At 34.5% G+C, this 23,546-nt stretch carries 26 protein-coding genes, 1 pseudogene and 1 riboswitch; of the genes and pseudogenes, 11 read left to right on the top strand and 16 right to left on the bottom strand.

All coding sequences use genetic code 11. The features are described 5' to 3' along the window. Positions 1-78: 78 nt before the first annotated feature. Positions 79-522: pseudogene (locus tag H9636_RS10280) on the top strand (malonate transporter subunit MadM); the annotation flags it as partial. A 74-nt stretch (positions 523-596) separates the two neighbouring features. Here H9636_RS10280 and H9636_RS10275 read toward each other — a convergent pair. Beyond that, positions 597-1,247, bottom strand: coding sequence for a GntR family transcriptional regulator (locus H9636_RS10275; protein WP_191707518.1), 651 nt, complete (start codon positions 1,245-1,247; stop codon positions 597-599). Positions 1,248-1,703: 456 nt separating this feature from the next. On the opposite strand from H9636_RS10275, the gene H9636_RS10270 reads away from it, so the two are divergent. The 3 genes from H9636_RS10270 (at position 1,704) to H9636_RS10260 (ending at position 4,739) form a co-directional block, all read left to right on the top strand. Continuing rightward, complete coding sequence (locus H9636_RS10270) at positions 1,704-2,912, top strand: CaiB/BaiF CoA transferase family protein (protein ID WP_191707517.1); 1,209 nt, start codon at positions 1,704-1,706, stop codon at positions 2,910-2,912. Between the two features lie 30 nt (positions 2,913-2,942). Beyond that, positions 2,943-4,232, top strand: a complete 1,290-nt coding sequence (locus H9636_RS10265) for an SLC13 family permease (protein WP_191707516.1) — start codon at positions 2,943-2,945, stop codon at positions 4,230-4,232. 204 nt (positions 4,233-4,436) lie between these two features. Beyond that, positions 4,437-4,739 carry a DUF3139 domain-containing protein gene (locus H9636_RS10260; protein ID WP_191707515.1) on the top strand — a complete coding sequence of 101 codons (303 nt, stop codon included), beginning with the start codon at positions 4,437-4,439 and terminating at the stop codon, positions 4,737-4,739. Between the two features lie 55 nt (positions 4,740-4,794). Here H9636_RS10260 and yyaC read toward each other — a convergent pair whose 3' ends face one another. The 3 genes from yyaC to H9636_RS10245 form a co-directional block, all read right to left on the bottom strand. Next, positions 4,795-5,361: a spore protease YyaC gene (yyaC, locus tag H9636_RS10255; protein ID WP_191707514.1), complete on the bottom strand. Its 567-nt coding sequence runs from the start codon at positions 5,359-5,361 to the stop codon at positions 4,795-4,797. A 142-nt stretch (positions 5,362-5,503) separates the two neighbouring features. Beyond that, positions 5,504-6,232 carry a glycerophosphodiester phosphodiesterase gene (locus H9636_RS10250; protein ID WP_191707525.1) on the bottom strand — a complete coding sequence of 243 codons (729 nt, stop codon included), beginning with the start codon at positions 6,230-6,232 and terminating at the stop codon, positions 5,504-5,506. A gap of 58 nt (positions 6,233-6,290) precedes the next feature. After that, a complete protein-coding gene (locus tag H9636_RS10245) occupies positions 6,291-6,881 on the bottom strand; it encodes a tetratricopeptide repeat protein (protein ID WP_191707513.1) in 591 nt (196 codons plus the stop codon). Between the two features lie 200 nt (positions 6,882-7,081). Here H9636_RS10245 and H9636_RS10240 point away from each other — a divergent pair, with 200 nt between their 5' ends. From H9636_RS10240 to helD, 3 genes are all read left to right on the top strand, one after another. After that, positions 7,082-7,639, top strand: a complete 558-nt coding sequence (locus H9636_RS10240; protein ID WP_191707512.1) for a copper resistance CopC family protein — start codon at positions 7,082-7,084, stop codon at positions 7,637-7,639. Positions 7,640-7,642: 3 nt separating this feature from the next. Further along, on the top strand, positions 7,643-8,728 hold the full coding sequence (locus H9636_RS10235) for a copper resistance D family protein (RefSeq protein WP_191707511.1): 1,086 nt from the start codon (positions 7,643-7,645) through the stop codon (positions 8,726-8,728). 159 nt (positions 8,729-8,887) lie between these two features. Beyond that, positions 8,888-11,164: an RNA polymerase recycling motor HelD gene (gene helD, locus H9636_RS10230; RefSeq protein ID WP_225230172.1), complete on the top strand. Its 2,277-nt coding sequence runs from the start codon at positions 8,888-8,890 to the stop codon at positions 11,162-11,164. A 330-nt stretch (positions 11,165-11,494) separates the two neighbouring features. Here helD and H9636_RS10225 read toward each other — a convergent pair whose 3' ends face one another. The 3 genes from H9636_RS10225 to thpR all read right to left on the bottom strand — a co-directional run bounded on the left by H9636_RS10225 (position 11,495) and on the right by thpR (position 12,913). Further along, positions 11,495-11,791 (bottom strand): rhodanese-like domain-containing protein, encoded by a 297-nt coding sequence (locus tag H9636_RS10225; protein ID WP_191707510.1) that lies wholly within the window; start codon positions 11,789-11,791, stop codon positions 11,495-11,497. Between the two features lie 4 nt (positions 11,792-11,795). Continuing rightward, on the bottom strand, positions 11,796-12,155 hold the full coding sequence (locus tag H9636_RS10220; RefSeq protein WP_191707509.1) for a rhodanese-like domain-containing protein: 360 nt from the start codon (positions 12,153-12,155) through the stop codon (positions 11,796-11,798). Positions 12,156-12,361: 206 nt separating this feature from the next. Continuing rightward, a complete protein-coding gene (gene thpR / locus H9636_RS10215; RefSeq protein WP_191707508.1) occupies positions 12,362-12,913 on the bottom strand; it encodes an RNA 2',3'-cyclic phosphodiesterase in 552 nt (183 codons plus the stop codon). Between the two features lie 432 nt (positions 12,914-13,345). Between thpR and H9636_RS10210 the strand changes: the two genes are divergently transcribed. Continuing rightward, positions 13,346-13,558 carry a hypothetical protein gene (locus H9636_RS10210; RefSeq protein WP_191707507.1) on the top strand — a complete coding sequence of 71 codons (213 nt, stop codon included), beginning with the start codon at positions 13,346-13,348 and terminating at the stop codon, positions 13,556-13,558. Between the two features lie 149 nt (positions 13,559-13,707). Further along, positions 13,708-14,586, top strand: coding sequence for a GumC domain-containing protein (locus H9636_RS10205; RefSeq protein WP_191707506.1), 879 nt, complete (start codon positions 13,708-13,710; stop codon positions 14,584-14,586). Between the two features lie 119 nt (positions 14,587-14,705). On the opposite strand, the gene H9636_RS10200 is transcribed toward H9636_RS10205, so the two are convergent. From H9636_RS10200 to H9636_RS10185, 4 genes are all read right to left on the bottom strand, one after another. Next, positions 14,706-15,020: a DMT family transporter gene (locus H9636_RS10200; RefSeq protein ID WP_191707505.1), complete on the bottom strand. Its 315-nt coding sequence runs from the start codon at positions 15,018-15,020 to the stop codon at positions 14,706-14,708. After that, positions 15,020-15,358, bottom strand: a complete 339-nt coding sequence (locus tag H9636_RS10195) for a DMT family transporter (RefSeq protein ID WP_225230171.1) — start codon at positions 15,356-15,358, stop codon at positions 15,020-15,022. Before H9636_RS10195 ends, H9636_RS10200 begins: the two co-directional genes overlap by 1 nt. Positions 15,359-15,400: 42 nt before the next feature. Further along, a riboswitch (guanidine-I (ykkC/yxkD leader) is annotated at positions 15,401-15,499 on the bottom strand. 160 nt (positions 15,500-15,659) lie between these two features. Then, positions 15,660-15,842: a hypothetical protein gene (locus H9636_RS10190; protein WP_191707503.1), complete on the bottom strand. Its 183-nt coding sequence runs from the start codon at positions 15,840-15,842 to the stop codon at positions 15,660-15,662. An 84-nt stretch (positions 15,843-15,926) separates the two neighbouring features. Beyond that, positions 15,927-16,280: a hypothetical protein gene (locus H9636_RS10185; RefSeq protein ID WP_191707502.1), complete on the bottom strand. Its 354-nt coding sequence runs from the start codon at positions 16,278-16,280 to the stop codon at positions 15,927-15,929. A 155-nt stretch (positions 16,281-16,435) separates the two neighbouring features. Here H9636_RS10185 and H9636_RS10180 point away from each other — a divergent pair, with 155 nt between their 5' ends. Then, the gene (locus H9636_RS10180) at positions 16,436-17,245 is read left to right on the top strand and encodes a S1C family serine protease (protein WP_191707501.1); all 810 of its coding nucleotides are present in this window, start codon (positions 16,436-16,438) and stop codon (positions 17,243-17,245) included. A 525-nt stretch (positions 17,246-17,770) separates the two neighbouring features. Here H9636_RS10180 and H9636_RS10175 read toward each other — a convergent pair. Beyond that, positions 17,771-18,769 carry an LLM class flavin-dependent oxidoreductase gene (locus H9636_RS10175; protein ID WP_191707500.1) on the bottom strand — a complete coding sequence of 333 codons (999 nt, stop codon included), beginning with the start codon at positions 18,767-18,769 and terminating at the stop codon, positions 17,771-17,773. Between the two features lie 981 nt (positions 18,770-19,750). On the opposite strand from H9636_RS10175, the gene H9636_RS10170 reads away from it, so the two are divergent. Continuing rightward, positions 19,751-20,119: a VOC family protein gene (locus H9636_RS10170; protein WP_191707499.1), complete on the top strand. Its 369-nt coding sequence runs from the start codon at positions 19,751-19,753 to the stop codon at positions 20,117-20,119. A 67-nt stretch (positions 20,120-20,186) separates the two neighbouring features. Here the strand turns inward: H9636_RS10170 and H9636_RS10165 are convergent, their stop codons facing one another. The 4 genes from H9636_RS10165 to H9636_RS10150 all read right to left on the bottom strand — a co-directional run bounded on the left by H9636_RS10165 (position 20,187) and on the right by H9636_RS10150 (position 23,522). Then, positions 20,187-20,366, bottom strand: coding sequence for a hypothetical protein (locus H9636_RS10165; RefSeq protein WP_191707498.1), 180 nt, complete (start codon positions 20,364-20,366; stop codon positions 20,187-20,189). A gap of 125 nt (positions 20,367-20,491) precedes the next feature. Continuing rightward, positions 20,492-21,433 carry a ring-cleaving dioxygenase gene (locus H9636_RS10160; RefSeq protein WP_191707497.1) on the bottom strand — a complete coding sequence of 314 codons (942 nt, stop codon included), beginning with the start codon at positions 21,431-21,433 and terminating at the stop codon, positions 20,492-20,494. A gap of 146 nt (positions 21,434-21,579) precedes the next feature. Next, positions 21,580-22,491 (bottom strand): 1,4-dihydroxy-2-naphthoate polyprenyltransferase, encoded by a 912-nt coding sequence (locus H9636_RS10155; protein ID WP_191707523.1) that lies wholly within the window; start codon positions 22,489-22,491, stop codon positions 21,580-21,582. 152 nt (positions 22,492-22,643) lie between these two features. Then, the gene (locus H9636_RS10150; protein ID WP_191707496.1) at positions 22,644-23,522 is read right to left on the bottom strand and encodes a GNAT family N-acetyltransferase; all 879 of its coding nucleotides are present in this window, start codon (positions 23,520-23,522) and stop codon (positions 22,644-22,646) included. Positions 23,523-23,546: the final 24 nt, after the last annotated feature.

Genomic DNA, 23,546 nt, shown 5'->3' with positions numbered 1-23,546 from the left:
GCACAATACAGTCACCATCTTCTTCAAGTTGCTTAAAAGCCTTTTTTAAAAATGTCCTTTACAAAGGGTACACTTTATAGAGGTGTCATCTCCCTTTTCATCGGAGTACTACTTTCCTTTGTTGTCGGTGTAATTTTTGCTTTCCTTTTTGGTTATAGAGACGCGGTAAGTATTACAACAATTGGTGCTGGCACAGTTACATATATTGTAGGGCCGGTCACTGGAGCTGCTCTAAGCGCAAGTTCGGAAGTGATTGCCATAAGCATTGCAGCAGGATTAATCAAATCTGTATTAGTTATGGTTGGGACACCATTTGTGGCGAAGTATATCGGTTTAAATAATCCGATGTCTGCAATGGTTTATGGTGGTTTAATGGGAACTACTTCTGGTGTTGCAGGTGGCCTAGCAGCAACTGATCCGAAATTAGTCCCTTATGGGGCCGTCACTGCAACCTTCTATACAGGTTTAGGTTGTTTATTAGCCCCAACCGTTTTATTCCTTATTACAAATGCAATTTTTTAATAAAAACTTCAATTAGATGGGATCTTAAAGTCGATTGGACACACAATGTGGGACAAATCGGCTTTTTTGTTTGTCTAAAATACTTGGCGACGTATATTTAAAATTACGTCCTCCGTATGTTTACGTAATAACGACACGAGCTCGTCCACTTCATTGTTTTTAAGGAATTCATATATTTTATGATGATCATCCCTCGATTTATTAATTGTTTCCCCTGATTTAAAATGGATGGATTGAACTCTTATTAATGGTAAAACAATCTTACTATAGACGCTCTCAATTACTGTACTATCACTGAATTTTATTAGAGTAAAATGAAATTCATAGTTTAAATGGGTATAATCTTTTTGATTATTACATTGATCCATTTTCTCTAAAATACGTTTCATATCCTCTAATAAATCTTTCTTCTTGTTTGGTTCTTTAATCCTTTGAGCTGCCAAAATTTCTAAATGATTTCGTATATCTAGAAGATCTTGTACTTCGTTAAAAGTATATCCTTTAATAAATGCCCCTTTTCGAGGAACTCTTTCAATTAAGCCTTCTGTTGCTAATAAGTAGATTGCCTCACGTATTGGTGAACGGCTTGTATTAAACAATTCAGCATATACACTTTCTACAATTCTATCTCCAGGTTTTAGTTCACCATTCAATATTTGTTCCATAATTTTCTCCGCTACGCTTTTGGATAATGCGTTATCGAACGTATCTTTAAAATAATCCATTAATTTCACACCCTTATAACACACAGAATATTTGGTTAATCACATTTTCATAATATTAGCTTAAAAAAATCCGCAATTCAATCGAAAGTTCAAAAATTTACTTAATAAACCATTAACTAGTACACAGTCTACAATTATATTCTATTACGTTTAGTTTGGCATACCTTTCCAATTTTTCATTTAAAAAATAAAAATTTTTTTAATTTTTTTGTTAGTATCTCACAATAGTGTTCACATTTCTGACAAACATGTATTTACTGTGCACAGTCGACTGAATACAATCGTAATTATAATATAAAAATATTATTTCGACAGATAAAATTCGAAAAAACAAACAAAATGACTAAAACAGAAGAAAATATACATTTGACAGAAAATTTCGCTTATTCTACAATTGCTTCAAATTATTCTGTACAAAAAATTTTAGCAGAATAAGAATCTTTTGGGGGTGTTAAATTGAAAGCTTTGGATGGAATCAAAATTTTAGATTTGACCCGAATTTTAAGTGGCCCATACTGCACGATGTTTTTAGCCGATATGGGAGCTGATTGCATTAAAATCGAACCTCCAGGTGGGGATGATACACGAAAATGGGGCCCCCCTTTTTTGGAAAATGAAAGTGCCTATTATTTAAGTGTTAATCGCAATAAAAAAAGCCTCGTTTTAAACTTGAAAACGGAAGAAGGGAAAAAGATATTTCTTAATCTAGTTAAAACAGCTGATATAGTTGTAGAAAACTTTCGCCCTGGTCAAATGGATAAACTAGGTTTAGGCTACGATATTTTATCAGACATTAATCCACGAATCATTTTAGCATCTATTTCAGGCTTCGGACAGTTTGGAAAATATTCCAAGGAACCTGGCTATGATGTCATAGCTCAAGGAATGGGAGGGTTAATGTCTGTTACTGGAGAGGAAGGAAGACCTCCAGTGAAGGTTGGTTTTTCCATAGGCGATTTAGGGGCAGGTATGTGGGCGATTATTGGTATTTTAACTGCATTAATTGTGCGAAACCAAACGAATAAGGGCCAGCACATTGATGCTTCCCTACTAGATACAATCGTTGGCTGGCAAACGTATTTAGCTACTGGATTTTTAGCTACAGGAGAGAATCCAAAACCTTTAGGTAATGCGCATCCATCTATCGTACCTTATCAAGTTTTCAAAGGATCAGACAATTACTTTAACATTGGTGTTGGTAACGAGGAACTATGGAGAAAAATGTGTGACTTCCTTAATATTCAACATATTAAAGAAAATCCATTATTCGAGTCGAATGCCATGCGCGTTAAAAACCGTCATCAACTCATTCCTTTACTAGAAGAGATTTTTATTCAAAACACCGCAGATCATTGGATCAATTTATTTAAACAACATGGTATTCCTGCTGGTCCAGTCTATACATTTAGCGAACTATATCATGACACTCATATTTATGACCGTAGATTGGTTGAAACAATAACACATCCAACAATCGGTGAGTTAAAGCTAACAACTACTCCCGTGAAACTATCTGATACTCCCGGTGAAATATCTTCTCCCCCACCATTATTAGGGGAACATTCAACTACGATATTGCAAAACTTAGGTTATTCTTTATCTGAAATTTCCGAATTATATAAAAATGGTATATCGTATTCGGCTGAATCCATATCAGCTCGTTAACAACACACTTTCGACGGGGAGGAAATAAAAATGTCAGTAGAATTAATCGCCATTATTATTCTTTTATTAATGTTTATTATTGGTGCTGTCTTTCCAATTAACATTGGCGTTTTAGGTTTTGTTGCTGCTTTCATTATAGGTACTTTAGTGAGTGGTATTGAAATTGATACAGTTTTTGCAGGTTTCCCAGCGGATCTATTTGTTTTATTAGCAGGAATTACGTTTATGTTTGCCATTGTACAAAAAACAGGTACGATTGATTTAATTGCTAACTGGGGATTAAAACTAGTTAGGGGTAATTTAGGATTAATTCCATGGGTCGTATTCTTCCTTGGAACTTTATTATCTTCCATCGGTACATCCGTCATTGCTTTAGCTTCCATTTTAGCACCTATCGTATTAAGACTAGCTTATAAGTATCATATTAACGCTTTAATGATGGGTGTCATGTTAATTGTTGGTATAACGGCTGGTGCCTTTTCTCCATTAAATTTATTCGGAATTATTGTAAGCGGTATCATGGAAACTCGCGCTATTGACCACGAGGCGTTAATTTTATTTTTAGATACTTTCCTCTTCTGCTTATTAGTCGGGGTGATTACTTATGTAGCGATGGGTGGCCTTAAGCTTATCCGAGTTAACTCAACTGAAGTACAATTACGAATGGCTGCTACTACGACTGAAGGTGCTTCCGAGGAAAGTTCGATTGAAAATGTGACATTAAACTGGCAACGATTTGTCACTTTACTCGGTGTTATAGCATTAATCGTTATTGCACTCGGATTTGATTACAATATGGGCTTCTCAGCCTTCTTCATCGGTTTAATCCTTGCTTTTATCACACCAAAAATCCAAAGCGAAGTGATCAAATCAATGCCTTGGCCAGCAATATTAATGGTTACGGGAATTGTTACGTATGTTGGTGTATTGGAGGAAATCGGTGCATTAGACTATATGACCGAAATTATTGCTAGTTTAGATAATTCGTATATTGCATCCCTTGTTGCTTCATATACTGGTGGTATTATTTCATCCTTCGCTTCAACAACTGGGTTTTTAGCAGCAATTATTCCATTGGCAACACCGATATTACAAGATCCAACAGTTTCTACAACTGGTGTTCTCGCCGCTATCTCCATTTCTTCCAGTATCGTAGATTTAAGTCCTTTTTCTACAAACGGCGCCCTACTTTTATCAAATGCGAGACCTGAAGATGAACGTTCCTATTTCCGTCAACTTCTAGTAATGGCAGCCTTATTTGTAGTTGCTGGTCCTTTACTTGCTTGGCTATTATTTGTTGTCATTGGAACGCCTTGGTGATTCTTAAAAAACAAAAAAACATTGATTCATTAAATTTGAGAACGTGGATTCAATTCATGTTCTCATCTTTTTAATTTTATTAACATTTAAACTTATTTCCCCTCCTTTTTATTAAAATTACCAAAAGTGACTTCCAACTAATAACGATAAGTATTAATATAGTAGAGTTGTTAAATAATGTTTATTGAAAATGAGGTTTTAGTAATGAAAAGAATAGGAAAAGTATTATTACTTGTAGTCCTTTTAGTTGGAGCTGGCTTTGGCTATGTTCAATATAAAAAATCCGCTGTTGAACATAGTGTAATGGATTATTTAATTAATGAAGAAAAAATTCCAAAGGATGACATCCTTTATAGTGAACCATTTATTGCGAATTTAAGGGGCGATAAAAATTGGATGGTTTGTATCAAATTAAAAAATGATCCTAAAACATATTACTATTACAAACACAAAGGTGATGTCATTTTAGAATCCTATATAGAAAACGGAGAAGAACATGTGCAATAGAAAAGCATTTTAAAAGTAAAAAAGGAAAGAGTAGCAAATGGCTACTCTTTTTATGTTAATTTCGATTTAGACGCTGACAGGATTCCATTAGTATTTTTACAGTTTCGCTTGCGAGGAGATACACATGATAAAGTCTTGTTTCATGAATTTTTTTAGGAAAAAAGCTTGAATCTAATTCATTAACAACGGCGCATAGTTGGGCATCCCCCACTTTAGGAAGTTTTTTACTTGCCGCTTTACCCGGTATCATACTGCCCATTTTAAAATACAATGAACCGATTTGCGCTTTTTTACCTAAACTGGCATCTATCGTTAGAATAAAGGGATTATTATATTTTTGTTGGATGAATAAAATCGTTTCGTTTAAGTTTAATGCATCTACCGGATTTTCAATCGTTCCATAAACGGGAAAATGAAAGTGGTTCTTTTTAAGCAAACTTCCGACAATCGGTCCAAAAGCATCGCCTGTTGAACAATCAGTACCGATACATAAAATGACAATTTTTCTCTTTTGCTCGAAAAAACATTCCAACTTATACGTGATTTCTTGTATAAATGTTTCTTTATCTAGTTGATGAATAGAAGGAATCACCTTCAATCTCAAATTCTCTTTTGTAATCATTATATTTTCTCCAGTTTCATAATGAAAAAATTTACATATGCTTATTTTTTCCAGTCACTTATTAAAATAAACTTTAAGGAGAAAAAGATTTTTATATATCATGAAAGGTGCATGTAAATAAACATGCACCTTTCTATACTACTTATTCATCCCAACTCGACATATACTCCATCATCTTCTCTGGTTCATCAGTAAAAATTCCATCAACCCCGATTTCCTTTAAAACATCCAACTTCTCTACTTTATTGACGGTCCAAACTCGGACAACGGAACCCCTCTGAATAGCATCTAAAACTGGGCGTCGTACTGCCGATGTTAACGGGACATGTAGCGCTTTAGCAGGAATCGTTTTTTGATAATCCGCTACATGAAGTATCATTGTAGAAAAAATAGGGGCATTTTCTATGTTTGGCGCTAGCCGCGCAATTTTTGCCACGGCTTCATGATCAAAGGATGAAAGGATAACCCGATCTTCGAATTGGAATGATTCAACTTCCTTTAAGACCATTTCTTCCAGCAACGGATAAATAAAAATATCCGATTTCAATTCAATATTAATTCGATGATGGGTATCCTTGAAAATAGTTAACACTTCATGAAGAGTTGGGATTTTCTCCCCTGCAAACTCTTCACTAAACCATGATCCAAAGTCATATTCTCGAAGTTGTTCAAGGGTTAAATCTTTAACATAGCCCTTTCCATTTGACGTTCGTTTAACCGATTCATCATGAATAACAACAATTTGTCTATCCTTTGTTAAATGAACATCCAACTCAACACCATGAATCGGCAACTGTGCAGCTGCTCGAAAGGCAGCCAACGTATTTTCTGGATACTTTGCTGAATAACCTCGATGGGCGAAGATTTTCATATTTAATGTACTTCCTCCTATTAATAAAATCATGGCAATTTTTGCACCTAGTAAATGTTTAACAGAAATCTTCCTTCGTCCTTTGCCTCTCTTTTAAACATTTCAGACAGAAATCTAATGCTTTTTGTGTAGAACAAATTAATGCTTTGTTTCCTTGACTTTTTCGAATGGCTAGGGATTGGGAGAAATCCTCTAGTGCCTCATCCAACGCTCCGATTTCCATTAAGCATTTCCCTCTATGTTGTAAAATAAAATCCTCATAATAAGGGATGTTATTTACTGACGATTGGTTCATTGCTTCTCTAAGTAACTGTAGAGATTTTTGATGTTCATTTGCGTATTTATATGCTTCACTTAATCGAATAAGCGTAACAATTTCCTGTTTGTGATTCCATTGTAACCTTAGCGCTTTTTCAAAAAAAGCAATAGCCTCCCCTGACCTATTCAATACCCGATACACATACCCTAAAGAACTGTAAAGAAAGTACAAATCTTCTTTCGACCACTCTTTTTCCAGTAAAGGTTTTACCTTGTGAATGAACGCCCAACATTGTTCTGGATGATTCGTCTGTTCCCGTAGAAACTGTCGTTCATCAAAATAGATATACGATTGTAATTCATTCAACTCATCTTTTATTTGTTGAATCATCGTCACTCTCCCTATCATCGGATATCTAAAGTATTCTAGCTTCTTTCTCTTAACCCTTCGCTCAAAGGGAATTATGACTTTCTATTCACAAAAAGTATAAAAAACGTTCATATGTATTTAATTCGCAGACCGTTATAATCAACAATCCCCTCTTTCTATGCTACAATTTAGCAGATTTCAAAAGTTTGGAGGTCCTTTTTATGTTGAAAAAATTATCACTTATTACAAGTATTTTTTTATTTACTTTTGTCGGTAACGCTTTTGCTCATACTGGATTAGAAAGTTCTTCTCCACAAAACGGTGAAGTAATTGATTCCGAGTTAAAGGAAGTTACGTTAACCTTTGAAGGGAAAATTGAACAAAGCAGTACCTTTACGCTAGAAAGTTCTGCAGGGGAGTCAATTCCGGTAGAGGATATTACAGTGCAAGAAAATATTTTAAGCGGAACACTTTCCACTTCATTAGACAATGGAGAATATTTCATTAAATGGAACATTATCGGTGCAGACGGTCATCTTATTAATGGAGAAATTCCTTTTTCAGTAGAGGTGCCAAATACAGAAAATACAACTGAAGTTGAAAAAACGGAAACTGACACAACTAAAGTAGACGATATCGAAACACAAACTACTAATGAAGATGCGGTTACAGAGGAAGAACCAGAACAAAGTTCACCATCTTATGTCGTACCTACAATTATCGTTGTCTTAATTCTTATTATTGTAGGAAGTTTCTTCATGATGAAAAGGAAGAAATAATCAATGATTGTTTTAGGAATGATTAGCCAAGCATTATTATATTTATGCTTTTCCCTACTCGTGGGTAGCTTAATCCTTTCGTTAATTCCGAAAAACTATCTTCCTCCAATTCAAGTACCGAAGTATATTTTAGTGTTAGCCGTTATAGGGATCATGATTTTTTCGTTCTTCCCCGTACTGCAAATCCTTTTGTACTTAATACCAAATCAAGGTCTTTCGGACACATTGCAATCTGTACTGTTGACCTTTGAAGCAGGAAAAGCATGGGTTTTTACATTTATCATTTCGGTTATTTTACTTCTATACATCACTTTATTTGATTATCGAATAAAAGCATTTTATGGATATGTCGGGATATTTCTATCATTCCTTTTAATTTTAGCGTTAGGTTGGTCAAGTCACCCTAGTTCCTACGAGCCTTTGTGGGGTTTTATCGGCGATACTGTCCACTTTACAGCTGTTACCGTATGGGTTGGTACATTAATCGTCGTTAGTTGGTTTGCAACAAATCATAACAACTGGTTAAACTTTTTAAAATGGTTTACTCCAGTTGCCATCGCATGTTTTGTCATGACATTTGTTTCAGGCCTTCTTCTTATGAATATTGTTGTTGAAGACTATACCAATTCATGGTTAATTCCCTACGGACAATCGTTATTGATAAAACATCTTTTCATTATTCCTTTGATTGTTTTTGCGCTCATTAATAGTGTTTTCATTCGAGGGAAAGTGAAAAAAGATAATGGGTTTGATCCCCTACCATGGGTGAAAATGGAAAGTGTATTTTTATTAATCATCTTTTCAGCAACGGCATTACTAGGTCAACAATCACCACCAAGGAATACGAACGTTTCCAATGAAACTGTTTCAACGTTGTTTTCGTTATTTTACCAAGGACAGTTCCAGCCCAATATGACTACCAACCTTGTTATGAATATGACAAGCATGTTGTTACTTGCCGTTGCAATAGTATTCTTCTTGTTAATGGTCGTTGCCTTTTTCAAAAAAATGCCCGCTATCATGTCCTTTATGATGGGTGTATTACTTGTTTTCTCTTTATATTTATCATTAATCTTAAGTATTCAATAAAAGCTGTTTTCCATGGGGAAACAGCTTTTTTCCCTTTCTAACCCCTCATAAAAAAATAGAAGGACAAGACTTCCCTTCATAAGGAAAATTTAGTAAGATTATTATCTAACTTTAAAATATGTACGTAACCGCCAAACTTTACGATTGGAGGAGATAGAAATGGCCGAATCAAATAATTCGACGACAATGCATCCAGATTTTCCAAAAGAGGTAGAACGATTACAGTATACAAAACAGTATATGGATGAAATTTTAGAAGCCTCACAACGTGATATACAAGCCGTTCAAGATAAAATAAAAGAATCGATGGCAAACCTTGAATATATCGATTCCAGTGATAGTTACATTAATCTTTTGATGAACTCTCGCTTTTTTGAAATGGCTTTAAACCAAAAGGAAAGTCTTGAAGCGGTAAAGAAAAAGCCCTATTTCGCCAGAATTCATTTCCAGCGAACAGGAGAACCGGAAGAGCTTTTGTATATCGGAAAAACCTCTCTATTTCATAATGAAACCTTCGAACCTATTATCGTCGATTGGCGCTCCCCTGTTGCCAATGTATACTACGACGGAAGATTAGGAGATATTACGTATCCAGTACGCGATGAAATTTATACAGGACATTTATTTTCAAAACGCCAATATAAAATTGAAAATGGCGAACTCTTAAGCTTTCAAGATGTAGATTTAACAACAAATGATGAATTGTTGCAGGACGCCCTTTCCGGAAAAGCCGATGTACGTCTAACGGAAATTGTAGCAACGATTCAAAAAGAACAAAATGAAATTATTCGCGCCCATCTAAAACAGCCAATCTTAGTACAAGGCGCAGCTGGTAGTGGAAAAACAACGATTGCCCTTCACCGAATCTCTTACTTTTTATATACAATGGGAGAGCATTTCAACCCCGAACAACTGATGATATTAGCTCCAAATAAATTATTTATTGAATATATTGGGGATGTTCTACCTGAACTTGGGGTCGAACGCATTTGCCAAACAACGTATGCAGAATACGTTCAAAATGCAACGGGTATTAAATTGAAATTACAAAATCCAAACGAACAATTGGAAAAAATTGTCGAAGAAGGAATTGACGCCCTACCCTCCTTTAACATAGCTCAAATAAAAGGGTCTTTATTTTACCGTGATATACTCGATCGTTATGTTAAACTTCATGAACGAACATTAGCAAAATTATTTGATGAAGATGTGTTTATTGAAAAGTATCGTATCATGCGGGGCAGTCATTTAAAGAAGCTATTTTTAGAAGAATTTGCATACATGCCTATTGAAAAGCGGATTGAACGTATTAAGAAGGTCGTACAAACAGAGGTCAAAAGGAAGTCTAAAGCAGTTCTCTCAACATTAAACACACGCTATGAAGAGATGATTGGCAAAGCTTTAAGTGGGCTTCGTGATCCGGAAAAGCGGAGAAAAACTGTAACGAAGTTTATTGACGAACGGGATGCACGGATACCAAAAATTAAAGCATTATCGAAAACTACTGCAAGTACCTATATGAAGCGATTTGAAAAAGTGAAAATAAAACAAATGTACCGTAAACTTTTAACCGATCGATTACTAATAAGAGAACTTGCTCCAGAATGGACTTTCGATCAGCAAGAAAGGTTTATCCAAGCCCATACAAAAGAAAAATGGGCATTGGAGGATTTAGCTGCCCTGTACTATTTACATGCGAAAATTAAAGGAATTGCGGATAACTGGAAAATGCGTGTTGTCTTTATCGATGAAGTACAAGATTATAGTTTATTTCAATTAGAAGCATTAAAAAGTGGTCTAGAAACAGACATGTTTACGATGGTTGGAGATTTAGCACAAGGTATTCATAGTTATCGCTCTTTAACAGAATGGAATTCCGTTTTAGAACTGTTCCCCCGCGCGAACTATTTTACGCTACAAAAAAGTTATCGTACGACCATCGAAATAATGGAAGTGGCCAATACGATTCTAGCCAAAATGGATGAAGATTTACCGTTAGTAGAGCCTGTTGTCCGCCATGGCAATGAGCCTACCTTTGTACAAATGGAGGAATTAGATCCAAGTAAAATAGATGAGTTGTACGAAAGAATAAAGCAACATGGTCACCAATCCATAGCCCTTATTTGTAAAACCTATCAAGAGGCGATTCATTATACAAAGCAATTGGAGAATGCTGGCGTACCCGTTGAATTATTAAGTGAACAATCCGAACTTGGTGGGTCCAAACTGCTCGTAGTACCGAGTCATTTAGCAAAAGGACTAGAATTTGATGCGGTCATAATTGCTGTTTTTGAAACACCATACTTTCCGACAACAATAGACCGTAAATTGTTATACGTTGCGCTCACTCGTGCAATGCATGAATTATATTTAGTCGGTCCAAGGGAAGAGATGTTTTTGCTCGACGGTACAATCGGAATTGTAAACGAAGCGTAGAAAGATTAGAAAAAGCTGTTCTATTCCTTAAGGATTAGAAACAGCTTTATTTTCTAGGCGGAACACGGACAAAAGGTCTCTTTTTGAAAATTCTTTTCGAAAAAAAGTTACGAACTCTTTTAAAAATCCATTTCCCTTTTTTGTTTCCAATATCCTTTTGTTGGGGCAATGCGGGAATTCTCATGTGATCACTCCTTTATAGTTAATATATTAAAAAAAGCTCTATATTATTCTGTTTACATGATAGTTTTTATATTAAAAATAAAAAAATAGGATTGAGACCTAGTTTCTGGTTGCAATCCTATCATTATAATTTATGAAAAATAAACGCTATTCTACTTTGCCTTCCCAAGCAAGCATACCGCCGTTCATATTCGTAACGTCAAAACCTTGGCTTTGTAAAAATTCAGTAGCTTTTCCACTTCGTTTGCCTGAACGACAAACCATTATATAAGAAGTATCTTTCGAAAGCTCATTCATGCGAAATTCTAGTAGACCTAGTGGGATATGAAGGATACCTGGTATATGTCCTGCTTCCACCTCATCTACTTCACGCACATCGATTAAATGGAGGTTTTCTCCCTTTTCTAATCGTTCCTGCACTTCCTTTGCAGTCACTTCTTTCATGTCATTACCCCCTATTTTCCATATTCCATTGCCCCATACCACCACGAACATTTGTAATTCGTTCATAACCTAGTCTCTTTAACTTTTTACAAGCTTGATTACTTCGGATTCCAGTTTGGCAAATAACAACAATTTCTTTGTCTCTCGGTAAATTTTTGAAATTTGATTTTAGTGGAATATTTTGAAACTGTTTAATATTTTGAGCTTTATATTCCAGCGGCGATCGAACGTCAATAAACACTTTATCTGGATCATGAAGTACCGTTTTTAATTCTTGCGTTGTAATGTTGTTAATTCCTTTTGTTGGTGTTAACCGATACACTAACAGAGCTACAACAATTATGATTAAAATCCATTCTATCATTTACTTCTTTCACTCCCACCTATATACACTAGATATTTATTTAATCAATAATACCATTTATAACACGTGTGATGTTATAACCAAATATATACCCCTATAGGTATAAAGTCAACTGATAGTCCCATTCCATTTGGCAACATTCTTAATACATAGACATATAAAAAAGCGAGTTATGATAGTATGCACATCACATCTCGCCTTCCCTTTTACTTAAGTGAAAATCGGGCAAATTCATGGTATTTTGGTGTTTTATCTAAATGGGTTTCATATAAAATAATTTCATTTACTGTAAAAGAAAAATCACCGTCTATATCCGTTAATAAATTTGGATCGAATTCTTCAGCACTATTCCATTTCCTTGCTATCGTAATATGTGGCCGAAATGGTTTTTTATCCAAGTCAAAGCCTACTTTTAAAGCTTGACCATACACTTTCTTCTGTAACTGAATGAGCTCTTCTGAATGTTTCACGTCAGCCCAAAAAATACGAGGTTTTTTTTGAGGTCCAAATGTCCCTATTTGATGAAGTGTTAGTGAAAATGGAGGTACACCTATCAACACTTGTGGCATAGTTTGAATGGCTGCGCTTTTCATATCCTCTGGAGCAAAACCTAAAAACGCTAACGTAATATGGTAATCCTCAGGGTGTACCCACTTTGCAAAGGGAAATTCGTGTTTTTTTGCTTCCATCCATTCGTTTAAAAAATCTTTAGCTTCCTTCGGTAATTTAATTGCAAAAAAATAATGATGCTTGCTCAATTCATTTACCACTCCTTCGATATTGCCAACTTAGTTCACTACACAAATTAACCAAAAATTTTTTATCCAATTCCTGATTATCATTAATTTACCTATATAACTGTTTACTATTCCAAAAAAACCTTTCACTTTACTTCCTTTATTTTCACGTATTAAACAGTATCTATATGTTTTTGCCTATCAATCCCTGCTCTTCCCTACAATTCAAACCATTTATTATTGTTCCACTTCTACCATAAGTTCCACACTAACAGACTGTTCCTTTCTTTGAAGTGCATTCAAAGACTAATAAATTGGGAATCTATCATGCTTTTTAAAGGGGTAGTAGATAACGATTTAAGAAAATAATATTTTTTTCAACCTATTACATTTGCCTTTTCAATTTTTTTCTCCTTGCATTTAATGTAACTAGAGAGGAATAAGGAGGTGATATTGATGTTAAATAATTTAACTAATTTAACTAACTTAGCTTTAGAATTCGGTGATAGAATCTCAGTTACTGCACCTGGTGCTGCTACACTTTTAGGGGTTTTCGTTAGCTTGACAGGTGATACACTTACATGGATTGGTCTTGGACCTACAAGTGCTGCTCCAACAGTTCTTCTTACAAATATTCAAGGTGTAACAATCGAAAAACTAACTTAATTACTAACAGTGCGCCAGACTAAGAACTTCTTAGTCTGGTTTTTTTATTACTAATAAACAATAAAACATATAGGCTACTGTCCTATAACGTACACCTAAACTTTCCATATAGTAATAATAACTATGTGCACAAAGACAGGAGAATTCACATGGAAACCCCCATTTATTATTCACCTACCATGAACAATTTATATAAGTTAAACGATGATTCTAATGTAGAATCCAATAACCAACGGACTTATGTAACGGATACATTCAGTGAGTTTATGTTGGCGGCACAACAACAGCATGAAATGATTTTGGAACAACTTCAATGTATGAATCAATACATTTGCCAAAATTCCATCCAATATAAAATACAACAAGGCAGTTTAAACAATACATTGGCAGAACTTTCGAATGGTTATCAATCCTTCAAGAAAACTGTGATAAATGAGATACAAAATTTAAATGGGGTAGTAGATACTCTATCCGATAATCAGGAACAAACAGCAAACAGATTAAACAATGAACTAAGACAAATGCTTCTTCAGCAACGCAATCTTTTAATGAATAATCAACAAATACTCCAAGAAATGCGACCTTTGTCAGGTCAATTAAAACAAACTCAAGAAAAATTGTTAAATGGTCAAAATCTCTTACAAACAAATATGAATGAACTTTTCCGTAATTTAAACAACACACTACAGTCGAACTTGCAAACAATCATCAGAGATTTGCAAAACATGGGATCAAATCTGCAGCAAGAATTAGCTTCTGAAAATAAATTACACATTGAACATCAACTACAAAATGAAGAACAATACAATCAGTTATTAGAAAATATTGTTCAACTAAGAGAGCTTTTAAATCAGAGCCCTTATTTTTATCTCCGCCTAGGAGACCGTATCACTCTCATAGATAGAAATGGAAATACGTTTTCGGGTGTCTTTATTGAAACGACAGAAAATGAAGTTATTTGGGTAAATACTGCCACAATGAGTCTAAGTATTTCTAACAAAAAAGGGTTAACGATTAGTAAAGTTTAAATATTTAAAACATCTCACTCTACTTTACCAACACTGCCTCCACAATGGATGTGTTTTTTTATGGTTTTTAAGCGAAACAAATAAAAGCTTTGGGACATATAATCCCAAAGCTTTTTTATTTATGAAACTAACTTTAATCCGATGCTGGCGCTTAAAATAATGAAGATAAATAAAATTCGTTTCCAATCTTTTGATTCACCATAAAAAAGCATTCCGATAATCGTTCCCCCTACAACACCAATACCCGTCCAAATTGCGTAGGCCGTCCCCATCGGAATCGTATTCATTGAGAAGTTGAGTAACGTTAAGCTGATAAAGAATCCAAGGAATAGAAAAACAAGTGGTTTCCAACTTCTACTTACGCTATATTGATTCAACATTGCGACACCAAAGGTTTCAAATACCCCAGCAACAATTAACGATAACCATGCCATTATTCCTCATCCTCCTTCTGCTCTTGATCATCTGTCACTAACTTTAACCCAATGACCCCTACTAGTAACAAACCGATTAATAGTATTTTAATAATATTAAAAGGTTCTTCAAAAAATATTATTTCCGATAGAACTGCCCCAGCTGTACCCAATCCTACAAATACTGCATAGACCGTACCTGCTGGTAGTTCCTGTGTTGCTTTGATTAATAAATAATTACATATAAGGATAGCAACGATCGTACCAATCCATTCCCACAATTCATCTGCATGGGCTAATCCAATTACCCAAAAAACTTCTAGAAATGCAGCTAGAAAAACTTTTAACCAAGATTTCATTTTTTTCCCTCCAAACAAAAAAGCCTTAGAGATATTGTTCATATCTCCCAGGCTTTTATCCTTCCGTGACACAGTAAACAAACTGTGAGTTTTCTCTCGGACCAGACCATGAAATCATGCGGAACCCTAGAAAACATTTAATTATCCAATTAACTTAATTATGTCACATTTTTATTTTCGGTTCAAGGAATGTCACATAAAATAACGCGTAACTCTAGATATAGCAACGTTTTTAGTATTAACAACGTTATAGTTTAAAAGGGAACGAACGATTAAGCGCGAGTTAAAAAACGACCATTAGTTAGCTCTGACTTACTTCCTTAGTTAAATAATATTGAAATAAGCTAATCCCTAACGCTACACCTAAAGAACATGAAAAGGCAGTCAAAATAAGCCACTCACCTTTTACAATTAAATTAAATAAAATACAACCTATAAAAAAACAGACAAAGTATTTTAGAAACATAAAGAACAGTTTAAACATCATATTCCCTCCGCTAATCTACCGTTAAAGGTGATTATATAAACTTATTTCATTAATTTATCATTGTCTCAGAAAAAACTTCGTTTAATTAAGAAAGTAAAATAAAAGAAGAAAGGCTATAGCCGCTAAAATACTTCCACCTAATAACACAACCCCTTGAGCAAGGAAAAATATCGATACTCGCCTTTTATCTTTTATTCGTGCATATTCCTTAGCAAAAGACCAATGAAGGGGAACAAAAAATAAAGAAAATAAAACTCCTATACTTAAAAAAATAATTATAAAAATAAGAAATAGAGGAATTCCTACATCTAAATATAAACTAGGGAAAATAAAAAATGGCATTATAAGCCACCATCCATATGTAAAAAACATTAGTACTAACATAATTAGTATTAAAAATATATTCTTCTTTACTATTTGCTTATAAGTATTCATCATCACTCCCCTTCTCTTCTTATTCTATTTTAACAATTCATGTGAAATATTGGTAACTCCTATTAGTGCTTCTTTTATTACCATATATCGTTCCCTTTCCAAAGGTTTACTTTATCAGATATGATAACATTAAGTAGTTTTATAGGAGGGATGGCATGGCGAAGGATGAAAATGGATTTGAACCAATTAGCGAGGAAGAATTAATCGAACTAGTTCTCGAAGAACAACAAAAGGCGTTGGAAAAAGAGCGAGAAGAACGGTTAGACGGTGTGAATAATCCAACAAAAAAATCAAAGCCGGTACGCCTTTTTGCTTGGATAATGGCTATTATGCTAACCTTTAGTACATTCGCTGTTATTTTTGAGATTTTCTCTATACCTGCCATTGAATTTTTAAAAGTATCTTCAAGACTTTCTAGTCAAGAAGATATTCAAACTTATAAACAAGCCGTAGTGGAAATTAAAACGAATGACGGTAAGGGTACTGGATTTGCTATATCAGAGGATGGGTACATTGTTACAAATGATCATGTTATTGATGACGCTCTCACCATTACAGTCATTTTTCCAAATGATCACCTTTATGAAGGCGAAGTAGTTGAGACATATCCAGAAATCGATTTAGCTATTTTAAAAGTGGATGATGACGATTTACCTTATTTAACATTGGCCGATACGTATACACCAACAACAAATGAAAGCATTTATTTTATTGGAAATCCACTATACTTTACTGGGATTGCCAATGAAGGAAAAGTAATTGACTATACCCTTCTTTCTGATTGGGATGAAGAAGTCCTTATGCTAGATGCACCTGTATATAAAGGAAACAGCGGCAGTCCGGTTATAAATAAAGAAGGTAAGGTAATTGGCATAGTCTTTGCTACATTAAAAGATAAAAAATATGGCCATGTTGGACTTTTTATTCCAGTTGATTTACTTCAAGAGCAGTTAAAAATACTTTAATTCAAAAAGTATCACTATTATATAACGAAACTAAAATTTCACTTGATTCTTTTTGGTTAGAACCTTCTTGTCTGCTTATTTAAAATTGGCCTTTTAAAATCTTTGTCAACCTAGTTTACATAAATGGTTTGGTTATATAATATGTGACGTTTTCTTACTAAGCTCTAGTAGCGTTGTAAAGAAATATAAACGATCCTGCCATCCAACAGAATCCGATCAATTTAGTTATCTTTTAATCATAACAGCGAGTATCCACATTACGAATGTGTATTGGAGGGTTTCAAAAATTGACCGTTCAAATAGAAATAAATACGATACGAGAAAAATGCATACGAACAAAAAGATTGCTTGTAAAAATCTCAACTTTCCAACTCCTAACATTTAAATTAGAATTTTTGCAGTAAGTACAAGCATTCTTCCTAGTTTATTCATTCATTTACTATATTATGAAACTAATATTTTCACCTTTCCTCTTTATCGTTTAATAAAAAGAAGGAGATATCTCATTTAGATATCTCCAACGCATCAATCAAATAATTCTTTTGCTAACAAACGATAAACATTCAAGCGTACTTCTTGCGAATGGGGAATCGTACAAATCATCGCCTCGTCAAAACCATATGTTTGTTGCTCTTGTCGTAATAGGTCTGCGACTTCTTTTGCCGTCCCAACAAAATGTTGATTTCTTGAATCCTCAATCCACATACGGTCCATTTCAGTTAACGGATAGTCTTTAGCTTCCTCTGGTGTCATCCGCAATTGATCCACTTGACCTCGCATAAACAGTAGACGAGCTATATCGGCAGGCTTTGCTTGGTATTCTGCTTCTTCCCTTGTTTCTGCAACAGTTACAAAATAAGAAACTATAATTTCTGGCTTTTCCATAAAAGCGGATGGAACAAAATTTTCTCTGTAAGCATCGAAAATTTGTTTGTTCATATAGCCATTAAAGAATTGAGCATATGAATACCCTAGCCCCATACGACCTGCTTGTATCGCACTATTTCCACTAGAGCCTAGCAACCAACTTTGCGGCAAAACTACATTTGTTGGAGAAGCTACAACCTTTTGATAATAAGGATTATTTGGTGCCTCATCATTTAAAAATTGTAATGTCCATTGAAGTTTTTCGTATAAATTATTTACTTGGGGCTGTCTTCCCTCCGCCAAGGCATACATAGCATAATGATCTCCACCAGGTGCACGGCCTGCCCCGAAGTCAATTCTTCCAGGTGCTAAAGCACTTAATGATTTGAATACTTCTGCCATTTTATAAGGTGAGTAATGCATAATCATTGTGCCACCTGTTCCAACACGGATTCGTTTTGTTTTTGCTGCTATATAAGCAGCTGTTATTTCAGGCGCTGAACTTGCAAAACCTCTCGTATTATGATGTTCAGCCAACCAAATCCGTTCATACCCTAATTGTTCAGTCACTTCCGCTAATTCTACAGCTTTTATTAATGCGTCCGGGGCGGTATTCCCTTTTGTCACAGGCGCTTGATCTAACACACTTAATTTCATCTTGTTTTACCCCCTCCATTTTTCATATTTAGAGAAGTAAAAAAGAAAACTTATCTAAATGATTGGATTTAATTTCATTGTAAAAATTTCGAGTGAAAAATGCTAACTACTCGACTTGAACATTTGTCGAATAGCCTCTACCATTTTATATTTTATGTCTTTTCCTTTTATTTTGACGACTTAATATGACAGACAAACACTTTTACGATAACTATTTCGTCAATTTAGTTGACGAAAATTCTTCTCCTACTATCTTTATGTTAATCCTTTCTCATTATTACTTTATTTTTAACCAATTTATTTTTGTTATGTTAAGAATATGATGATTCTTCTAGTTTTCTCGACACTTTAATTTCTTAAAATATTTAAATTGTAAACTAAGATGACAATTATTATAGTAACCATTACTTTAATAAAGCTTATTTGTAAACATCCTTTTAAAAAGTTTTATTCCAAACTATTTTACTAATAAAATAGTGAATACACCTTCTTTAATCGACAAAGGTATTTTCTCGAAATAGATTTATCGTAAACTAAGTTGACAAATAAATCCTCGCTTTTTCTTTTTAAAAAGGTGCAAAACTTGTCTTTTCCTGAACAAAGTTGGATTTTTAAAGTTTCTTAGAAAATCATTAATTTTTATCCACCCTTCGACATTTTTTCAATTAAATATCTATTATATGTAAACTAGGTTGACAAAAATTTTCACCCACTTTCCTCTTCCTCCAATTAAATGAAATGCTGTAGTGTACCTAGAATAGGAAACTGACCTTAATATTTTTCCTATCACCATTTTCTATAAAACGACATCTATCATTGATAATTGTATTCAAAGAACATGTTTTAACAGCAATACAACAACACATATCATAAGTAAAAATTATAAACTTACATAAATAAACATAAAATTTACTTATATAAATATGTGATATGATGAATGGGAAATAGTTATTAAAAAATTCTGATTTTAGGGGGCATACGATGATTAAAGGTTTGCATCACGTTCAAATAACAATTCCACAGGGAATGGAAGATGAGGCGAAAAAGTTTTATTGTGATGTATTAGGTCTACAAGAAATTGAAAAACCTGATTCGCTTAAAGGTCGCGGAGGATTTTGGTTAACTATTGGTGATAAAGACGTCCATATTGGCACAGAGGATGGTTTTGATCGGACGAAAACAAAGGCACATATTGCTTACGAGGTAGATAATCTTGCCTATTGGAAAACAAAGCTGACACAAGAAAATATAAAATTATTAGATGGCATCCCTATACCAAACTTTGATCGTTTTGAATTTAGAGATCCATTTGGTAATCGAGTCGAAATGATTCAATCTTTAAATCCCTAAATCTACTTTTTGTTAATACTATAAACAAAAGGAGTGTTCATTTAAGAGCACTCCTTTTTATATATTGTTATATAATGCCCGGGAAGAAGTATTCTACAGCAACGACAATGAGGATAATAACACCAGCGATTGCTGGTACTAACGAAAGATATTTTAGCCACTTTCTCTCTGCTAGTTTACCTACAATATAAAATACAAAACCAAGGGTTAATAATGTAATCGAAAGGATTAAAAGATTTATTAACATGACGTCTTTCCACCTCCCCCTGTCCTACTCTATGACTATAGAGTTAAAACGGTGTGAGTAAAAAGACTAACGTAGGAAAATTTTTAAAACTCTTTTCAAAGGTAAACGAACAACCCCATTATTTCTTAATCTAAAGACTCCAATTGACTTTCGATTTCTTCTCTTCGATCTTCTAAAAATGGGGGTAAGTCTAATTTTTCTCCTAAAGTTTCGATATCGGCATCCACTATAAATCCTGGTCCATCTGTAGCGATTTCAAATAATATTCCGTTGGATTCACGGAAGTATAGACTTTTAAAATAGTATCGATCCACGATTCCCGATGAAGAAAAACCACGAGCTTTCACCTGTTCTTCCCAATAAGCTAATTCTTCGTCATCTTTAGCCCGTATAGCCAAATGGTGTATGCTACCTTTCCCAGGTTTTTCATTTGCCCCGTCTAATTGTTTTACTACAATTTCACCAAAGCTTTCTCCTTCAATGGATTGAAGAAGTATCTCTTCTTCTGAACTTTCCTTTACTACATACCCGAAAAGTTCAGTTAACGTACGTTCCAGTTTGTTTCTGTTTTTTACTGTGATTTCAATAGCGCCCATACCTAATATTTGATGTTCTTTCGGTACATTTGACTTTTCCCAATTCGTCCACTGTTCTGGTATCCGTTCACCATCGTTGTTTATTAATATTAACCGCAACCCTTCCGGATCTTCAAATGGCAATGCCATTTTCCCTGCGTAACGCGTGATTTCTTCATGCTTTACATGAAGTTGTTCAAAACGTTGTTTCCAATAATGTAAACTTACCTCTGAATTTACAAGTAGACCAATTTGTGTAATAGCATTTGTTCCACGATGCGTTCTCCCTACCATCGGGATTTCAAAGAAAGTTAACCCCGTCCCAGGGCTTCCAATCAAATCTCCAAAGAATAAATGATACATAGATGGGTCATCCTGATTCACCGATTTCTTCACTCGACGCAACCCTAGTATATTTTTATAAAACTCATCATTCTTTTTAGCATTTTTCGTAATCATTGATATATGATGGTGCCCTAAAATCGTTGCCATAATCCCGTCTCCTCCGACCTTTTATATTTTTCCACTTATTCCACCTCATTTTATCTCGAATTCGAGATAATTTCAATGAATTAATATTGTATTTTTTAAATATGTTTTCCAAAAGAAAAAGCGTTCCTTCATAGGAACGCCCATACTTAAAAAATATAACTTAATACTAAACCTAATGATAATAAAAGGGAAAATAATGTGTTCGTTATAGCCGTTGACTTCATGGCTACTCTCATAAATTGGGGTTCCGTTGCACCCTTTTTGAAGCCTTGAATAGCAGAAATTGGTTTTTTAATACTGAATAAAACAACTAATGCCCACGGACTAACTTGTCCCATCAACACAAGAACAATAATCCACAAATAGGATATACCGAAAGCAACCGCTAACGCCTTTACCCCTTTTTCTCTACCAAGAAGAATCGCTAACGTTTTTCTACCGCCCTTTGTATCTTCTTCAATATCTCGAATGTTATTGGACATATTAATTGCCCCTACTAATATACCAATCGGAATCGAGATTAAAACAGAACTTAAAGTAACAGTATCTGCTTGAATAAAGTACGAAATTAGCACAAAACCTGTCCCCATTAATGCACCAGAGAATAATTCCCCAAAAGGTGTATAAGCAATCGGGATCGGGCCGCCAGTATATAAATAGCCGACCGCCATACCAAATAAACCTATGACAACTAACCACCAGCTACTATTCATACAAATATAAATACCGATTAAAGCAGCAATAACATATAACAATAATGCTACTGTTAACACATTTTTTGGTTTTAAACCGTGTCGAACAATTCCTCCACCAATACCTACGGAGTCAGCTGTATCTAAGCCACGCTTAAAGTCGTAATACTCATTAAATAAATTCGTTGCAATTTGCAAAGCTAAGCAAGCTACCATCATTGCAATAAACATGAACCAGTTAATGTTAGCATCAAACAACGCAATAACCGTTCCTAAAATAACCGGAGCAAAAGTGGCTGTTAATGTATGTGGGCGAGTCATTTTCCACATTAATTTTGCGGGACTCATTTGATTTTCATTTTCCATGAATCGTTTCAACTTACCTCTCTTTTATAGTTTTCACATTCATAATTATATCAAATATAATAGTTTGCTCAAATCCGTTTTCTGCTAGGCAGAATTGTACACAAAAAAAGGTTCTAAAAAGAACCTACAATTGACTTGTAGGTTCCTTTTCTTTATGCACCTGTATAAATGAAATAATCTACTTGCATTGACTTTAAAAAACCTGCTTTCTCATATAGGGCAAGGGCTCTGTCATTGTCAACTTCCACTTCCAGCATAACGAGTTTTTCTCCATTGCGCTTAGCGAAATGTTTCACCCAATTTAGCAAGGCGGTTCCTATACCTATTCCTTGTTTTTCGGGATGTACTGCCAAAGCTGTCACCCATTGCACTTCCCCTTCCTTTGAGGAAGTAACCGTTCCAACAATTTCGTCTTCCACTACGGCAACCCATAAAATTCTTCCAGCAGTCACCGTATTATAAGTGATTAGTTCGATCGATTCTTCCCGTAAATCACCAAAGGCATCACTAAAAATTGTAATTAAAGCTTCCTTATCCGTTGAATCTATGTAGGGACGAATAGAAATCGTATTGGAAGGTTCCATTGCTTCAGGTTTTGCTTCAAAAGTGGCTTCTGAGAAACTATAGGAATAGCCGTATTTTTCAACAAACTTCCTTCTCGCTTTATCACTTTCGATAACGAGGGCAAGTTCACCTTCAGCTCCTCGTTGATGTAACCCATCACCAAGTACTTTTAAAATCGCTTCATCCAATCCGATTTCACGATACATCGGCGCTATTAAAATAGACCATTCATACGTATTTAAACCCATATGATCTATACTACTTGCTACACCAACGAGTTGATCTTGTTCATCATCGTAAGCAAGAACAAAAAAGCCTCTCACATTATATTGTCTGGACTCTAATAAATTTAAAACAGAGCTATAACTATATTTATCTACCTCGAAGGCAGTCTCACATAATGTTTTAATTTCGTTATAGGTTTCTATATCAATTGGAAATGATGCGGTAATAATTGAAAAGTTCATTAAATTGCTCCCTGTTCTTTTAAC

This window comes from Ureibacillus galli, from assembly GCF_014836845.1.
Taxonomy (GTDB): Bacteria; Bacillota; Bacilli; order Bacillales_A; family Planococcaceae; genus Ureibacillus; species Ureibacillus galli.
Note: the sequence above shows the minus strand (reverse complement) of the source record. Positions and strands in the feature narration are given on the sequence as shown.

Bases quoted from the DNA above. Each gene is read 5' to 3' on its own strand.
- H9636_RS10150 (WP_191707496.1), bottom strand. From the start codon at position 23,522: ATGAACTTTTCAATTATTACCGCATCATTTCCAATTGATATAGAAACC.
- H9636_RS10275 (WP_191707518.1), bottom strand. From the start codon at position 1,247: ATGGATTATTTTAAAGATACGTTCGATAACGCATTATCCAAAAGCGTA.
- H9636_RS10205 (WP_191707506.1), top strand. From the start codon at position 13,708: ATGGAAACCCCCATTTATTATTCACCTACCATGAACAATTTATATAAG.
- H9636_RS10225 (WP_191707510.1), bottom strand. From the start codon at position 11,791: ATGAAAGAAGTGACTGCAAAGGAAGTGCAGGAACGATTAGAAAAGGGA.
- H9636_RS10175 (WP_191707500.1), bottom strand. From the start codon at position 18,769: ATGAAATTAAGTGTGTTAGATCAAGCGCCTGTGACAAAAGGGAATACC.
- H9636_RS10165 (WP_191707498.1), bottom strand. From the start codon at position 20,366: ATGTTAATAAATCTTTTAATCCTTTCGATTACATTATTAACCCTTGGT.
- H9636_RS10160 (WP_191707497.1), bottom strand. From the start codon at position 21,433: ATGGCAACGATTTTAGGGCACCATCATATATCAATGATTACGAAAAAT.
- helD (WP_225230172.1), top strand. From the start codon at position 8,888: ATGGCCGAATCAAATAATTCGACGACAATGCATCCAGATTTTCCAAAA.
- H9636_RS10220 (WP_191707509.1), bottom strand. From the start codon at position 12,155: ATGATAGAATGGATTTTAATCATAATTGTTGTAGCTCTGTTAGTGTAT.
- H9636_RS10170 (WP_191707499.1), top strand. From the start codon at position 19,751: ATGATTAAAGGTTTGCATCACGTTCAAATAACAATTCCACAGGGAATG.
- yyaC (WP_191707514.1), bottom strand. From the start codon at position 5,361: ATGATTACAAAAGAGAATTTGAGATTGAAGGTGATTCCTTCTATTCAT.
- H9636_RS10265 (WP_191707516.1), top strand. From the start codon at position 2,943: ATGTCAGTAGAATTAATCGCCATTATTATTCTTTTATTAATGTTTATT.
- H9636_RS10195 (WP_225230171.1), bottom strand. From the start codon at position 15,358: ATGAAATCTTGGTTAAAAGTTTTTCTAGCTGCATTTCTAGAAGTTTTT.
- H9636_RS10240 (WP_191707512.1), top strand. From the start codon at position 7,082: ATGTTGAAAAAATTATCACTTATTACAAGTATTTTTTTATTTACTTTT.
- H9636_RS10155 (WP_191707523.1), bottom strand. From the start codon at position 22,491: ATGGAAAATGAAAATCAAATGAGTCCCGCAAAATTAATGTGGAAAATG.
- H9636_RS10190 (WP_191707503.1), bottom strand. From the start codon at position 15,842: ATGTTTAAACTGTTCTTTATGTTTCTAAAATACTTTGTCTGTTTTTTT.
- H9636_RS10180 (WP_191707501.1), top strand. From the start codon at position 16,436: ATGGCGAAGGATGAAAATGGATTTGAACCAATTAGCGAGGAAGAATTA.
- H9636_RS10200 (WP_191707505.1), bottom strand. From the start codon at position 15,020: ATGGCATGGTTATCGTTAATTGTTGCTGGGGTATTTGAAACCTTTGGT.
- H9636_RS10185 (WP_191707502.1), bottom strand. From the start codon at position 16,280: ATGAATACTTATAAGCAAATAGTAAAGAAGAATATATTTTTAATACTA.
- H9636_RS10235 (WP_191707511.1), top strand. From the start codon at position 7,643: ATGATTGTTTTAGGAATGATTAGCCAAGCATTATTATATTTATGCTTT.
- H9636_RS10245 (WP_191707513.1), bottom strand. From the start codon at position 6,881: ATGATTCAACAAATAAAAGATGAGTTGAATGAATTACAATCGTATATC.
- H9636_RS10250 (WP_191707525.1), bottom strand. From the start codon at position 6,232: ATGAAAATCTTCGCCCATCGAGGTTATTCAGCAAAGTATCCAGAAAAT.
- H9636_RS10260 (WP_191707515.1), top strand. From the start codon at position 4,437: ATGAAAAGAATAGGAAAAGTATTATTACTTGTAGTCCTTTTAGTTGGA.